This is a genomic window from Sphingomonas sp. HF-S4, from assembly GCF_032911445.1.
Taxonomy (GTDB): Bacteria; Pseudomonadota; Alphaproteobacteria; order Sphingomonadales; family Sphingomonadaceae; genus Sphingomonas; species Sphingomonas agrestis.
This window is the reverse complement of sequence record NZ_JAWJEJ010000001.1, coordinates 2,551,721-2,565,331: the sequence shown is the minus strand read 5'-3', so window position 1 is coordinate 2,565,331 and position 13,611 is coordinate 2,551,721. Positions and strand designations below refer to the sequence as shown.

Sequence of the window (13,611 nt, the reverse complement as noted above, 5' to 3'; positions counted from 1 at the left end):
ATCTTAGGTTTCAGCCCGCCATCCGGCGGCATTGGAGAAGACACATGGCCCGCAGCCATCCGCTCGAGCGTTATCGCAATATCGGCATCATGGCGCACATCGACGCCGGCAAGACGACGACGACCGAGCGCATCCTCTATTACACCGGCAAGTCCTACAAGATCGGCGAAGTGCACGAAGGCACCGCGACGATGGACTGGATGGAGCAGGAGCAGGAGCGCGGGATCACGATCACGTCCGCCGCTACGACGTGCAAGTGGCGCGCCGAAGAGGGCAAGGGCGAAGAGCACCTGATCAACATCATCGACACTCCGGGTCACGTCGACTTCACGATCGAAGTCGAGCGTTCGCTGCGCGTGCTCGACGGTGCCGTGGCATGCTTCGACGGCGTTGCCGGCGTCGAGCCGCAGTCGGAGACCGTGTGGCGCCAGGCCGACAAGTACGGCGTGCCGCGCATGTGCTTCGTCAACAAGCTCGACCGCACCGGCGCGGACTTCTATTTCTGCGTCAACTCGATCATCGAGCGCCTCGGCGCGCGCCCGGCCGTGCTGTATCTTCCGATCGGCATTGAGGGCGGCTTCAAGGGCCTGGTCGATCTGGTCGAGAACCGCGCGATCATCTGGCTCGAAGAGTCGCTCGGCGCGAAGTTCGAATATCAGGACATCCCCGATGACCTGAAGGAAAAGGCCGCCAAGTATCGCAGCGACCTGATCGAGATGGCCGTCGAGCAGGACGACGACCTGATGGAAGCGTATCTCGAGGGCAACGAGCCGTCGACGGCCGACCTCAAGAAGCTGATCCGCAAGGGCACGCTCAGCATGGCGTTCGTTCCGGTGGTGTGCGGCTCGGCGTTCAAGAACAAGGGCGTCCAGCCCCTGCTCGACGCCGTGGTCGACTATCTGCCTTCGCCGCTCGACGTTCCCGCGATCAAGGGCGTCAAGCTCGACGGCGAGACCCCGGACGAGCGTCCGTCGTCGGATACCGAGCCCTTCTCGGCGCTCGCGTTCAAGATCATGAACGATCCGTTCGTCGGCACGCTGACCTTCGCGCGCATCTATTCGGGCAAGCTCGAGGCCGCTTCGACCGTCACCAACTCGGTGAAGGACAAGAAGGAGAAGGTCGGTCGCATGCTGCTGATGCATGCGAACAGCCGTGAGGACATCCAGGAAGCGTTCGCGGGCGACATCGTCGCACTCGCGGGCCTCAAGGACACCACGACCGGTGACACGCTCTGCGCGCAGAACGCCCCGATCATCCTCGAGCGGATGGAATTCCCCGAGCCGGTGATCGAGCTGTCGGTGGAGCCGAAGACCAAGGCCGACCAGGAGAAGATGGGCGTCGCGCTCAATCGCCTCGCCCGCGAGGATCCGTCGTTCCGCGTCACCTCCGATTCGGAGAGCGGCCAGACCATCATCAAGGGGATGGGCGAGCTCCACCTTGAGATCCTGGTCGATCGCATGAAGCGCGAGTTCAAGGTCGAGGCCAATGTCGGCGCGCCGCAGGTGGCGTATCGCGAGTATCTCGCGAAGCCTGTCGATATCGACTACACGCACAAGAAGCAGTCGGGTGGCACCGGGCAGTTCGGTCGCGTCAAGGTCAAGCTGACTCCGGGCGAGCGCGGTTCGGGCATCGTCTTCAAGGACGAGATCAAGGGCGGCAACATTCCGAAGGAATATCTGCCGGCGATCGAAAAGGGCTTCCGCGAGACGGCTGCCACCGGTTCGCTGGTCGGCTTCCCGATCATCGACTTCGAGATCGTGCTGTATGACGGCGCGTACCACGACGTCGACTCGTCGGCGCTGGCGTTCGAAATCACCGCACGCGGCGCGATGCGCGAAGCGGCCCAGAAGGCCGGCATCAAGCTGCTCGAGCCGATCATGAAGGTCGAAGTCGTCACCCCGGAGGATTATCTGGGCGACGTCATCGGCGACATGAACAGCCGTCGTGGCCAGATCCAGGGCACCGATACGCGCGGCAACGCGCAGACGGTGGACGCGATGGTCCCGTTGGCGAACATGTTCGGCTATGTGAACGCGCTCCGCTCGTTCACTCAGGGCCGCGCGCAGTACAGCATGCAGTTCTCGCATTACGACGAAGTGCCCGCAAATGTGGCCGACGAAGTGAAGGCGAAGCTGGCGTAACCCCAAATGAGTCGCTAAGGGGCCGCGTTCGCGTGGCGCCCTGAAGGCCGCGAATCAGAATCCAGAAGGTAGGAATCCAATGGCGAAGGCAAAGTTTGAGCGGAACAAGCCGCACCTCAACATCGGCACCATCGGTCACGTCGATCACGGCAAGACCTCGCTGACTGCGGCGATCACCAAGATCCTGGCAGAGAACGTCGCCGGCAACGCCGCTGTCGATTTTGCCAACATCGACAAGGCTCCCGAGGAGCGCGAGCGCGGCATCACGATCTCGACCGCGCACGTCGAGTACGAGACCGACGCACGCCACTACGCGCACGTCGATTGCCCGGGCCACGCCGACTATGTGAAGAACATGATCACGGGCGCCGCGCAGATGGACGGCGCGATCCTCGTCGTTGCCGCCACCGACGGCCCGATGCCGCAGACCAAGGAGCACATCCTGCTCGCGCGTCAGGTCGGCGTGCCGACGATGGTCGTCTTCCTCAACAAGGTCGACCTGGTCGACGACGAGGAAATCCTCGAGCTCGTCGAGATGGAAATCCGCGAAGAGCTGTCGCGTCGCGAGTTCGACGGTGACAACATTCCGATCATCCGTGGTTCGGCTACCGCCGCGCTTTCGGGTTCGGACGACAAGCTCGGCAAGGACGCCATCCTGGCGCTCATGAAGGCAGTCGACGAGTCGATCCCGCAGCCGGAGCGTCCGGTTGACCAGCCCTTCATGATGCCGATCGAGGACGTGTTCTCGATCTCGGGCCGCGGCACGGTCGTTACCGGCCGCGTCGAGACCGGCATCGTCAAGGTTGGCGAGGAAGTCGAGATCGTCGGCATCCAGGAAGCCGTCCGCAAGACCACCGTCACCGGCGTGGAAATGTTCCGCAAGCTGCTCGACGAAGGCCGTGCAGGCGACAACATCGGCGCGCTGATCCGCGGCGTGGGTCGTGAGGAAGTCGAGCGTGGCCAGGTTCTGGCCAAGCCGGGTTCGATCAAGCCGCACACCGACTTCAAGTCGGAAGTGTACGTGCTGTCGAAGGACGAGGGTGGCCGTCACACGCCGTTCTTCGCCAACTATCGCCCGCAGTTCTACTTCCGCACCACCGACGTCACCGGCACGATCGAGCTGCCCGAGGGCACCGAGATGGTGATGCCGGGCGACAACGTCGCACTGGGCATCAAGCTCATCGCGCCGATCGCGATGGACGTCGGCCAGCGCTTCACGATCCGCGAAGGCGGCCGCACCGTGGGTGCAGGCGTCGTTGCCGAGATCCAGAAGTAAGAGACTTTGCCCGCAAGGGTTAGGTTCGAACAGCCCGGCTTCCCATCAGGGAGGCCGGGCTTTTTCGTAGCTGCGGTCGTGACGATGCTTGCGCTCACCGGCTGCGACGACATCGGGCCGCCGCCGCCCGAACTGATGTACGAAGGGCTTCCCGTCCAGGGCGATTGGCAGACGGCACAGCGCGCGGGCTTTACGAAGTGTATCGAATATGGCCGCGGGCTGCGCTGCCGTGCCAAGGCGGTCATGCTGAAGGGGCGGGGCCCCTTCCAGGCTGCGGTCGACCTGCTCGGCAAGGATGCGCGTGGCGGCTTTCGCGAACTCACGTTATGGCACGATAGCGATCATCGGGCGGCCCTCAGCGTGGGTGACCTGCTTGAGACGCAGGGCTGGAAGCTCTGCCGCACCGGCCAGGAAGATCGCGGCGACCAGGAGATCTACACCAAGGCGGGATCGCCGGTTCGAATCTCGATCGACATCAGCTATTTCGGCAAGCGCCGCCTTCGCGTGCTGCCCGAGAGGAGCCAGGCGACAGGGCGCTGCTGGTAGACCAGCGTAGGCGGTGGCGCTGGCTCGGGTCGTCGCATCCTGCATCCGCGCAGTGTGCAAAAGCAGTGTGTCGGGGCTTGATCCTCCCGGTGCTCCTGTGTATGGGCCCGCCTTCGGTTTTCGTATTCACAGCAAGAGCCTCGGCAACGAGGCCCGCTCTTTCGCATCGGTAGGGAACATGGACAGCAATATCCGCATTCGCCTGAAGGCGTTCGACCATCGCGTGCTCGATCAGGCGACCGGCGACATCGCCGACACTGCACGCCGCACCGGCGCGCTCATCCGTGGCCCCATCCCGCTTCCGACCAAGATCGAGAAGTTCACGGTCAACCGTGGTCCCCACATCGACAAGAAGTCGCGCGAGCAGTTCGAGGTTCGCACCTACAAGCGCATGCTCGACATCGTGCAGCCGACCCCGCAGACGGTCGATGCGCTGATGAAGCTCGACCTCGCGGCCGGCGTTGACGTGGAGATCAAGCTGGCGTAATGCGCCGCCTCCACACGAGATTCGCGAGTCTTCCTTAGGGAGATTCGCTGGTTCCTCGACCGGATCGATCCCGATCCAACGCAAGGAACACGAGAGCGCGAAGGCGCACTCAACTACGAGATGGGATACCGCCGGGCTTGCCCGGGCCTGCGTCCCCCGTCGTTTCCGCTTCCGGGCGGAAATTCAGCCCAGACGGGGGGCTCGCATCTAAATTTTGGGCTGAGGCACGCACCCGGGGGAATGGTCCGTCGGGTGCCTATGCATAGGAGCATAAGATCATGCGCACTGGCGTGATCGCGAAGAAGTTGGGGATGACCCGCCTGTTCCAGGACGACGGCCGCCACGTGCCGGTCACCGTTCTGGCGCTCGAAGGCGTTCAGGTCGTCTCGGTTCGCGAACAAGATCGTGACGGCTATACCGCCGTCCAGCTCGGCGCCGGTTCGGCGAAGAGCAAGAATGTCGCCAAGCCGCAGCGCGGCCACTTCGGCAAGGCCGAAGTCGAGCCCAAGGCGGTTGTCCATGAATTCCGCGTCGACGCGGACGGCCTGCTCGAAGTGGGCGCCGAGATCTCGGCCGACCATTATGTCGCCGGCCAGTTCGTCGACATCCAGGGTCGCACCCAGGGTAAGGGTTTCGCCGGCGGCATGAAGCGTTGGGGCTTCGGCGGTCTGCGCGCTACCCACGGCGTCTCGGTCTCGCACCGCTCGCTCGGTTCGACCGGTCAGCGCCAGGATCCGGGCAAGGTCTTCAAGAACAAGAAGATGGCCGGTCACATGGGCGACAAGTATCGCACCCAGCAGAACCTCGAGATCGTCGGCACCGACGTCGAGCGCGGCCTGATCTTCGTCAAGGGCTCGGTCCCTGGTTCGAAGGGCGGCTGGCTGTTCGTCAAGGACTCGGTGAAGGTCGACCGCCATGCGGACGCGCCGTTCCCCGCCGGCCTCAAGCAGGTCGCCAACAACAACGACACCGCTCCCGCGGAAACCCCGGCCGACACGGTCGAGGCTCCCGAAGCGACCGACGGCCAGGAGGGCTGAACGTGAAGGTCAAGGTTCAATCCTTCGACGCCAAGGCGAAGGCCGCGGACATCGAGCTCAACGACGAGGTCTTCGGCCTCGATCCGCGCGCCGACATCCTGCATCGCGTCGTCACCTGGCAGCTCGAGAAGCGTCGCGAGACGGCCCGTGGCACGCGCGAGCGCGCCGACGTTGCCCGCACCGGCAAGAAGTTCGGTCGCCAGAAGGGTGGCGGCACCGCCCGTCACGGCGATCGCCGCGCTCCGGTGTTCATCGGCGGTGGTAAGGCGCACGGCGCCCGCGTCCGCGACTTCAATCCGTCGCTGAACAAGAAGATCCGCGCACTCGGCCTCAAGATGGCGCTCAGCAGCCATGCCAAGGCCGGCTCGCTGATCGTCATGGACAGCCTGGCGGTTGCCGACAGCAAGACCAAGACGCTGCTCGGCAGCCTGGAGACGCTGAACTTCGGCAAGAAGACGCTGGTGATCGATGGCGACGCCGTCGAGAACAGCTTCGCGCTGGCCGCCGGCAACCTGCACACGGTCAACGTGCTGCCGGCCCAGGGCGCCAACGTGTACGACATCCTGAAGAGCGACACGCTGGTCCTGACCCGCGCTGCCGTCGAGAAGCTGGAGGCGCGCTTCAATGGCTAAGCAGAAGGAAGCGATCGACAACCGTCACTATGACGTGATTGTCGCGCCGCACATCACCGAAAAGTCGACGCTCGTCTCCGAGCACAACGCCGTTGTGTTCAAGGTCGCCGGCGACGCCACCAAGCCCGAGATCAAGGCCGCCGTCGAGGCGCTCTGGAACGTCAAGGTGACCGGCGTCAACACGATCGTCCAGAAGGGCAAGACCAAGCGCTGGAAGGGTGCTCCCTACAAGCGCTCCGACATCAAGAAGGCAATCGTGACGCTCGCCGACGGTGAGCAGATCGACGTGACCTCGGGGGTCAACTCGTAATGGCACTCAAGAATTACAACCCGACGTCGCCTGGCGTTCGTGGCCTCATCCTCATCGACCGTTCGGGCCTCTACAAGGGCCGCCCGGTCAAGTCGCTGACCGAAGGCAAGAACAAGACCGGCGGTCGCAACAACAAGGGTCACGTGACCTCGCGCGGCATCGCCGGCGGCCACAAGCAGCGCTATCGCATCGTCGATTTCAAGCGCCGCCTGTGGGATGTCGAGGGCGCCGTCGAGCGGATCGAGTATGACCCGAACCGCACCGCGTTCATCGCGCTGGTCAATTACGGCAAGGACGAAGCGGGCAAGGACCGCGTCGCCTACATCATCGCCCCGCAGCGCCTCGCTGTCGGCGACAAGGTGATCGCCGGCAAGAAGACCGACGTGAAGCCGGGCAACGCCATGGAACTCGCGTCGATGCCGGTCGGCACCATCGTCCACAACGTGGAGATGAAGCCGGGCAAGGGCGGCCAGATCGCCCGTTCGGCCGGCACCTATGTGCAGGTCGTCGGCCGCGACCGCGGCATGGTGATCGTTCGCCTCAACTCGGGCGAGCAGCGCTACATCCACGGCAATTGCATGGCGACGGTCGGTGCGGTGTCCAACCCGGACAACCAGAACACCAACCTCGGCAAGGCCGGCCGCAACCGCTGGAAGGGCATCCGCCCGCTGACCCGCGGCGTCGCGAAGAACCCGGTCGACCACCCGCACGGCGGTGGTGAAGGCCGGACCTCGGGCGGCCGTCATCCGGTCACCCCGTGGGGCAAGCCGACCAAGGGTGCGCGCACCCGCCACAACAAGGCGACGGACAAGATGATCATCCGTTCGCGTCACGCCAAGAAGAAGGGCTAACCGCTCATGGCTCGTTCCGTCTGGAAGGGTCCGTTCGTGGACCTCCACCTCCTGAAGAAGGCGCAGACCGCGCAGGAGACCAACGCGCGTGCGCCGATCAAGACCTGGTCGCGCCGCTCGACGATCCTGCCCGACTTCGTCGGCCTGACCTTCAGCGTCTACAACGGCCGCAAGTTCGTGCCGGTGTCGGTCAACGAAGACATGGTCGGCATGAAGCTCGGCGAGTTCGCGCCGACCCGCTTCTTCCCCGGCCACGCCGCCGACAAGAAGGGTAAGCGCTAATGTCCAAGCCTCAGGCACCCCGCAAGGTCGGCGACAAGGAAGCGCTGGCGGTTGCAACCCAGATCCGCGGTTCGGCCCAGAAGCTGAACCTCGTCGCGGGCCTCATCCGCGGCCGCAAGGCCGGTGACGCGCTGAACATCCTTCAGTTCTCCACCAAGGCGATGGCGGTCGATGCGCGCAAGGTTCTCGCTTCGGCGATCGCCAATGCGGAAAACAACCATAACCTCGACGTCGACGCGCTCGTCGTCGCCGAGGCGTCGGTCGGCAAGTCGATCACGATGAAGCGCTTCGCGACCCGCGGCCGTGGCAAGTCCACCCGCATCCTGAAGCCGTTCAGCCGTCTTCGCATCGTCGTCCGCGAGCAGGAAGAAGCATAATGGGTCACAAGAGCAACCCGATCGGCCTGCGTCTGCAGATCAACCGTACCTGGGACAGCCGCTGGTTCGCGGAAGGCGCCGATTACGGCCGCCTGCTCCTCGAGGATCTCAAGATCCGCCAGTACATCGTCAAGACGCTGCCCCAGGCCGCGATCTCGAAGGTGGTGATCGAGCGTCCGGCCAAGCTGTGCCGTATCTCGATCTATGCCGCACGCCCCGGCGTGATCATCGGCAAGAAGGGCACCGACATCGAGAAGCTGCGCAAGACGCTCGGCGCGATGACCAGCTCGGACGTGTCGCTGAACATCGTCGAGATCCGCAAGCCTGAAGTCGACGCCAAGCTCGTCGCGCAGGGCATCGCCGATCAGCTCGAGCGCCGTATCGCGTTCCGCCGCGCCATGAAGCGCGCCGTCCAGTCGGCGATGCGCCTGGGTGCCGACGGCATCCGCGTTGCCTGCGGCGGCCGTCTCGGCGGCGCCGAGATCGCGCGTGCCGAGGGCTATCGCGAGGGCCGCGTTCCGCTGCACACGCTGCGCGCCAACCTCGACTACGCCACCGCCGAAGCCCACACCGCCTATGGCGTGTGCGGCGTCAAGGTCTGGATCTTCAAGGGCGAGATTCTCGGCCACGATCCGATGGCGCAGGACCGGCTCAACATGGAAGCCCAGACGACCGGCGTGCGCCCCGCGCGCGACGATCGCCGCTAAGGACCCAAGAACATGCTGCAACCAAAGCGCACCAAGTTCCGCAAGGCCTTCAAGGGCCGCATCCATGGCGACGCCAAGGGTGGCACCAGCCTGAACTTCGGGTCGTACGGCCTGAAGGCGATGGAGCCCGAGCGGATCACCGCCCGCCAGATCGAAGCGGCTCGCCGCGCGATCACGCGTCACATCAAGCGCCAGGGCCGTCTCTGGATCCGCGTGTTTCCGGACGTTCCGGTGTCGAGCAAGCCTGCCGAAGTCCGCATGGGCTCGGGCAAGGGCTCGCCGGAATATTGGGCAGCCCGCGTCAAGCCCGGCCGCATCCTGTTCGAGCTGGACGGCGTTCCCGGCCCGCTCGCAGCGGAGGCGTTCAGCCGCGCGGCGATGAAGCTGCCGATCAAGGTCAAGGTCGTGGCGCGCCTCGGCGACACCTCGCACCTGGAGGGTTGATAGAATGACCAAGGCTACCGATCTTCGTGCGAAGACCGACGACCAGCTCGGCGAAGAGCTGGGCAACCTCAAGCGCGAGGCGTTCAACCTCCGCTTCCAGGCCGCGACCAGCCAGCTCGAGAAGTCGAGCCGGGTCAAGGAAGTCCGTCGCGACATCGCCCGCATCAAGACGCTGCAGTCCGAGCGTACCCGCTCGGCTGCGAAGTAAGGAAACGAGACCATGCCGAAGCGCGTGCTGACCGGGAACATTGTCTCGGACAAGGGCGACAAGACGGTCGTCGTGCTCGTGGAGCGTAAGGTCAAGCACCCGCTCTACGGCAAGATCATCCGTCGTTCGAAGAAGTACCACGCCCATGACGAGGGCAACGAATATCACGCGGGTGAGACCGTGCGCATCGAAGAGACCGCGCCGATCTCGAAGCTGAAGACCTGGAAGGTGATCGAGCGGGTCAACACCCACGCGACCCCCGCCAAGGCCGACGCCGCTTAAGGCCTTCGGGCTCGATTTTAACTGGAACCACCGGGCCAAGGATTAGCTGGGTCCCGGCAGGCCAAACGAGAAGGAACCGGATCGATGATCCAGATGCAGTCCAATCTCGACGTCGCTGACAACAGCGGCGCGAAGCGGGTGCAGTGCATCAAGGTGCTGGGCGGGTCGAAGCGTCGCTTCGCCGGCGTGGGCGACGTCATCGTCGTCAGCATCAAGGAAGCTGCGCCTCGCGGCAAGGTGAAGAAGGGTGACGTGCATCGCGCGGTCATCGTTCGCACCGCAAAGGATGTCCGTCGTGCCGACGGCTCGGTGATCCGCTTCGACGGCAATGCCGCGGTGCTGGTCAACAAGAACGAGGAGCCGATCGGCACTCGTATCTTCGGGCCGGTGGTCCGCGAGCTGCGCTCGAAGGGCTTCATGAAGATCATTTCGCTCGCGCCCGAGGTGCTGTGATGGCTGCTGCCAAGATCAAGAAGGGCGACCAGGTCATCGTCCTGTCCGGCAAGGACAAGGGACGGACCGGCGAAGTCGTCAAGTCGCTGCCCAAGGACGGCAAGGTCGTCGTCTCGGGCATCAATGTCGCCGTGCGCCACGTCAAGCCGAGCCAGGGCGATCCCCAGGGCGGCCTGAAGCGTTCGGAAGCACCGCTCGCCATCTCGAAGGTCGCGCACGTGACCGCCGACGGCAAGCCGACCCGCGTCCGCTTCGAGGACCGCGACGGCAAGAAGGTGCGTGTCGCCGTCAAGACCGGGGAGGTCATCAATGGCTGATTCCTACACGCCGCGGATGCGGAAGCTGTACGACGAGACCATCGCCAAGGCGATGACCGAGAAGTTCGGCTACAAGAACGTCATGGAAGTTCCGCGGATCGAGAAGATCGTGCTGAACATGGGCGTCGGCGAAGCCACCCAGGACAAGAAGAAGGTCGAGCAGGCTGCTTCGGAGATGGAGCTCATCGCCGGCCAGAAGCCCGTCATCGCCAAGGCGAAGAAGTCGATCGCACAGTTCAAGCTGCGCGAAGGCATGCCGATCGGCTGCAAGGTTACCTTGCGCCGCGAGCGGATGTACGAGTTCCTCGACCGCTTCATCACGATCGCGCTGCCGCGCGTTCGCGACTTCCGTGGCCTCAACCCGAAGTCGTTCGACGGCCGTGGCAACTATGCCTGCGGCCTCAAGGAGCAGCTGATCTTCCCGGAGATCAGCTATGACAAGGTCGACAAGATCCGCGGCATGGACGTGATCGTCACCACCACCGCCAAGACCGACGACGAGGCTCGCGAGCTTCTTCGTCTCTTCGGCTTCCCGTTCCCGCAGGAAACTGCGGACGGCGAAGCGAAGCAGGCAGCGTAAGGGAAAGAGAACTTAAGTCATGGCGAAACTGAGTTCCATCAACAAGAACGAGCGTCGCAAGCAGCTGGTGAAGAAGTACGCCGGCAAGTATGCGAAGCTCAAGGCGACGGCGAACGACGAGAGCTTGGACGATACCGAGCGCCTCATCGCGCGGCTGAAGATGGCCGAGATTCCCCGCAACGGGAATCCGACCCGCATCCGCAATCGGTGCGAGCTGACCGGCCGCCCGCGCGCCTATTACCGCAAGTTCCGTCTCGCACGCGTCATGCTGCGCGATCTGGCCAACAAGGGCCTGATCCCCGGCCTCACGAAGTCGAGCTGGTAAGGACTACGAGATGGCTTTGACCGATCCCCTGGGTGATATGCTCACCCGCATCCGCAACGGCCAGCGCGCGCGCAAGGACTCCGTCCTTACGCCTGCGTCGAAGCTGCGGGCACGCGTTCTCGATGTTCTCCAGCGCGAAGGCTACATCCGTGGCTATAGCGAGGAGCAGATGGGCCCTGCCGCCGGCATCCGCATCGAGCTGAAATATTTCGAGGGCCAGCCGGCGATCAAGCACGTCGCGCGCGTCTCGAAGCCCGGCCGCCGCGTCTATTCGGGTTCGCAGGAACTGCCCCGGATCCGCAACGGCCTGGGCATCACGATCGTCTCGACGCCTCGCGGCGTTCTCTCGGACGCCGAAGCGCGCGAGCAGAATGTCGGCGGCGAAGTGCTCGCGGAGGTCTTCTGATATGAGCCGCATCGGCAAGAAGCCGGTCACCGTACCGGCAGGCGTCACTGCCTCGATCGACGATCGCGTGCTGAACGTGAAGGGCCCGAAGGGCACCCTGTCGCTCAACCTGCGCGACGAGATCAGCTACACGCTCGAGGACGGCGGCATTTCGGTGCAGCCGGCCAACGAGACCAAGGCGGCGCGTGCCTTCTGGGGCATGCAGCGCACGCTCGTGCAGAACCTGATCACCGGCGTGACCGAGGGCTTCACCAAGAAGCTGCTCATCACCGGCGTCGGCTATCGCGCTGCATCGCAGGGCAAGGTGCTCAAGCTCCAGCTCGGCTATTCGCATGACGTGAACATCGACGTGCCGGAAGGCATCGAGATCAAGACCCCCGATCAGACCACGGTCGAGATCTCGGGGATCGACAAGCAGAAGGTCGGCCAGATCGCGGCCGAGATTCGCCGCTGGCGTAAGCCTGAGCCTTACAAGGGCAAGGGCATCAAGTACGACGGCGAGTTCATCTTCCGTAAGGAAGGGAAGAAGAAGTAATGACCAAGGGTCTCTCGCTCTTCGCGAAGCGGCGTCGCCGCAATCGCACCGCCCTCAAGGCGCGTGGCGCTGGCCGTCCGCGGCTCTCGATCCATCGCTCGGGCAAGCACATCTATGCCCAGGTGATCGACGATACCCAGGGCAAGACCGTCGCTTCAGCTTCGACGCTCGAGAAGGACGTGCGCGGCACGACCGGCGCGACCGTCGCGGCAGCGCAGGAAGTCGGCAAGCGCGTCGCCGAGGCAGCCAAGGCTGCCGGCGTGACGCAGGTCGTCTTCGATCGCGGCGGCTTCCTCTATCATGGCCGCGTCAAGGCGCTGGCGGATGCCGCTCGTGAGAGCGGACTGGAGTTCTAAACATGGCTGACGAGAACAACACGCCGGAAACCGGCGCTCCCGTCGAGGCCGGCGCTCCCGCGCAGGAGAGCACGGGCTATCAGGGCGGTGGCGGCGGTGGTCGCGGTCGCGGTGGTCCCGGCGGCGGCGGTGGCCGTGGTCGTGGCGGCCCGGGTGGCGGCGGCGGTGGTCGTGGCGGTCGTGACGGTGGTCGCGGCGGTCGTGACAATCGCGGCGGTCCGCGCGGCGCGCAGGACGATGGCGGCGAAGAGCTGATCGAGAAGCTGGTTCACATCAACCGCGTCTCGAAGACGGTGAAGGGCGGCAAGCGCTTCGGCTTCGCGGCACTCGTCGTCGTCGGCGACGGCAAGGGCCGGGTCGGCTTCGGTCATGGCAAGGCACGCGAAGTGCCGGAAGCCATCTCGAAGGCGACGGCAGCCGCCAAGAAGACGATGGTCCGCATTCCGCTCAAGGAAGGCCGCACGCTCCATCACGACGGCAACGGCCACTTCGGTGCCGGTCGCGTGACGGTCCGCACGGCGCCTGCCGGTACCGGCATCATCGCGGGTGGCCCGATGCGCGCCATCTTCGAGTCGCTGGGCGTTGCCGATGTGGTGACCAAGTCGGTCGGCACCTCGAACCCCTACAACATGATCCGCGCCACCTTCGAGGCGCTGAACGAGCAGACTTCGCCGAAGTCGGTCGCTCAGCGGCGCGGCAAGAAGATCGCCGACCTGCTCGGCCGCGGTGGTTCGCAGACCGCCGAGGCAGACGCAGCAGCGATCGCGGAGTAAACGATCATGGCGAAGATCAAGATCAAGCAGATCGGTTCGCCGATCCGCCGCACCAAGGATCAGCGCGCGACGCTGATCGGGCTCGGCCTCAACAAGATGCACAAGGTCTCGGAGCTGGAAGACAGCCCCGAGGTCCGCGGCATGATCCGCAAGCTGCCGCACATGGTGGAAGTGATCGAGGGCTAAGCCTTCGCATCGCGCGAAATAGGGAAGGGGCGGTAGGCGACTACCGCCCCTTTTCGTGTGCGTGCGTCATCGGCGTTTCACGGGCGTGCCGCGCGTCTGA

The 13,611-nt window shown here is 64.6% G+C and carries 23 protein-coding genes; all 23 read left to right on the top strand.

Annotated elements, in window-relative coordinates; genetic code table 11:
• Nucleotides 1-44 precede the first annotated feature (44 nt).
• Nucleotides 45-2,141 (top strand): elongation factor G, encoded by a 2,097-nt coding sequence (gene fusA, locus RZN05_RS11665; protein ID WP_317226777.1) that lies wholly within the window; start codon nucleotides 45-47, stop codon nucleotides 2,139-2,141.
• Nucleotides 2,142-2,220: 79 nt separating this feature from the next.
• Nucleotides 2,221-3,417 (top strand): elongation factor Tu, encoded by a 1,197-nt coding sequence (tuf, locus tag RZN05_RS11660; RefSeq protein ID WP_317226776.1) that lies wholly within the window; start codon nucleotides 2,221-2,223, stop codon nucleotides 3,415-3,417.
• Between the two features lie 84 nt (nucleotides 3,418-3,501).
• Nucleotides 3,502-3,963, top strand: coding sequence for a hypothetical protein (locus RZN05_RS11655; RefSeq protein WP_317227612.1), 462 nt, complete (start codon nucleotides 3,502-3,504; stop codon nucleotides 3,961-3,963).
• 178 nt (nucleotides 3,964-4,141) lie between these two features.
• Nucleotides 4,142-4,450 carry a 30S ribosomal protein S10 gene (gene rpsJ / locus RZN05_RS11650; protein ID WP_317226775.1) on the top strand — a complete coding sequence of 103 codons (309 nt, stop codon included), beginning with the start codon at nucleotides 4,142-4,144 and terminating at the stop codon, nucleotides 4,448-4,450.
• Between the two features lie 278 nt (nucleotides 4,451-4,728).
• Nucleotides 4,729-5,487: a 50S ribosomal protein L3 gene (gene rplC, locus RZN05_RS11645; RefSeq protein WP_317226774.1), complete on the top strand. Its 759-nt coding sequence runs from the start codon at nucleotides 4,729-4,731 to the stop codon at nucleotides 5,485-5,487.
• 2 nt (nucleotides 5,488-5,489) lie between these two features.
• Nucleotides 5,490-6,119 carry a 50S ribosomal protein L4 gene (gene rplD / locus RZN05_RS11640; protein WP_317226773.1) on the top strand — a complete coding sequence of 210 codons (630 nt, stop codon included), beginning with the start codon at nucleotides 5,490-5,492 and terminating at the stop codon, nucleotides 6,117-6,119.
• The gene (locus RZN05_RS11635; RefSeq protein WP_317226772.1) at nucleotides 6,112-6,429 is read left to right on the top strand and encodes a 50S ribosomal protein L23; all 318 of its coding nucleotides are present in this window, start codon (nucleotides 6,112-6,114) and stop codon (nucleotides 6,427-6,429) included. The genes rplD and RZN05_RS11635 overlap by 8 nt, the downstream gene beginning before the upstream one ends.
• Nucleotides 6,429-7,280, top strand: a complete 852-nt coding sequence (rplB, locus tag RZN05_RS11630; protein ID WP_317226771.1) for a 50S ribosomal protein L2 — start codon at nucleotides 6,429-6,431, stop codon at nucleotides 7,278-7,280. The genes RZN05_RS11635 and rplB overlap by 1 nt, the downstream gene beginning before the upstream one ends.
• A gap of 6 nt (nucleotides 7,281-7,286) precedes the next feature.
• Nucleotides 7,287-7,562 carry a 30S ribosomal protein S19 gene (gene rpsS, locus RZN05_RS11625; RefSeq protein WP_029936458.1) on the top strand — a complete coding sequence of 92 codons (276 nt, stop codon included), beginning with the start codon at nucleotides 7,287-7,289 and terminating at the stop codon, nucleotides 7,560-7,562.
• Nucleotides 7,562-7,939, top strand: coding sequence for a 50S ribosomal protein L22 (rplV, locus tag RZN05_RS11620; RefSeq protein WP_037566464.1), 378 nt, complete (start codon nucleotides 7,562-7,564; stop codon nucleotides 7,937-7,939). Before rpsS ends, rplV begins: the two co-directional genes overlap by 1 nt.
• Complete coding sequence (gene rpsC, locus RZN05_RS11615) at nucleotides 7,939-8,646, top strand: 30S ribosomal protein S3 (RefSeq protein WP_317226770.1); 708 nt, start codon at nucleotides 7,939-7,941, stop codon at nucleotides 8,644-8,646. The genes rplV and rpsC overlap by 1 nt, the downstream gene beginning before the upstream one ends.
• Nucleotides 8,647-8,658: 12 nt before the next feature.
• Nucleotides 8,659-9,090, top strand: coding sequence for a 50S ribosomal protein L16 (rplP, locus tag RZN05_RS11610; protein ID WP_317226769.1), 432 nt, complete (start codon nucleotides 8,659-8,661; stop codon nucleotides 9,088-9,090).
• Between the two features lie 4 nt (nucleotides 9,091-9,094).
• Nucleotides 9,095-9,298, top strand: coding sequence for a 50S ribosomal protein L29 (gene rpmC, locus RZN05_RS11605; protein ID WP_317226768.1), 204 nt, complete (start codon nucleotides 9,095-9,097; stop codon nucleotides 9,296-9,298).
• 12 nt (nucleotides 9,299-9,310) lie between these two features.
• A complete protein-coding gene (rpsQ, locus tag RZN05_RS11600; protein ID WP_317226767.1) occupies nucleotides 9,311-9,580 on the top strand; it encodes a 30S ribosomal protein S17 in 270 nt (89 codons plus the stop codon).
• Between the two features lie 84 nt (nucleotides 9,581-9,664).
• A complete protein-coding gene (gene rplN, locus RZN05_RS11595) occupies nucleotides 9,665-10,033 on the top strand; it encodes a 50S ribosomal protein L14 (protein WP_077511501.1) in 369 nt (122 codons plus the stop codon).
• On the top strand, nucleotides 10,033-10,350 hold the full coding sequence (rplX, locus tag RZN05_RS11590) for a 50S ribosomal protein L24 (protein ID WP_317226766.1): 318 nt from the start codon (nucleotides 10,033-10,035) through the stop codon (nucleotides 10,348-10,350). The genes rplN and rplX overlap by 1 nt, the downstream gene beginning before the upstream one ends.
• Nucleotides 10,343-10,930, top strand: a complete 588-nt coding sequence (gene rplE, locus RZN05_RS11585; protein ID WP_317226765.1) for a 50S ribosomal protein L5 — start codon at nucleotides 10,343-10,345, stop codon at nucleotides 10,928-10,930. Before rplX ends, rplE begins: the two co-directional genes overlap by 8 nt.
• A 19-nt stretch (nucleotides 10,931-10,949) precedes the next feature.
• The gene (gene rpsN / locus RZN05_RS11580; RefSeq protein ID WP_025560979.1) at nucleotides 10,950-11,255 is read left to right on the top strand and encodes a 30S ribosomal protein S14; all 306 of its coding nucleotides are present in this window, start codon (nucleotides 10,950-10,952) and stop codon (nucleotides 11,253-11,255) included.
• Nucleotides 11,256-11,265: 10 nt separating this feature from the next.
• The gene (rpsH, locus tag RZN05_RS11575; RefSeq protein WP_025560980.1) at nucleotides 11,266-11,661 is read left to right on the top strand and encodes a 30S ribosomal protein S8; all 396 of its coding nucleotides are present in this window, start codon (nucleotides 11,266-11,268) and stop codon (nucleotides 11,659-11,661) included.
• A gap of 1 nt (nucleotide 11,662) precedes the next feature.
• Nucleotides 11,663-12,196, top strand: coding sequence for a 50S ribosomal protein L6 (gene rplF / locus RZN05_RS11570; RefSeq protein ID WP_317226764.1), 534 nt, complete (start codon nucleotides 11,663-11,665; stop codon nucleotides 12,194-12,196).
• A complete protein-coding gene (gene rplR / locus RZN05_RS11565; RefSeq protein WP_317226763.1) occupies nucleotides 12,196-12,552 on the top strand; it encodes a 50S ribosomal protein L18 in 357 nt (118 codons plus the stop codon). The genes rplF and rplR overlap by 1 nt, the downstream gene beginning before the upstream one ends.
• A 2-nt stretch (nucleotides 12,553-12,554) precedes the next feature.
• Nucleotides 12,555-13,325: a 30S ribosomal protein S5 gene (rpsE, locus tag RZN05_RS11560; RefSeq protein WP_317226762.1), complete on the top strand. Its 771-nt coding sequence runs from the start codon at nucleotides 12,555-12,557 to the stop codon at nucleotides 13,323-13,325.
• Between the two features lie 6 nt (nucleotides 13,326-13,331).
• The gene (rpmD, locus tag RZN05_RS11555) at nucleotides 13,332-13,511 is read left to right on the top strand and encodes a 50S ribosomal protein L30 (RefSeq protein WP_019369689.1); all 180 of its coding nucleotides are present in this window, start codon (nucleotides 13,332-13,334) and stop codon (nucleotides 13,509-13,511) included.
• Nucleotides 13,512-13,611: the final 100 nt, after the last annotated feature.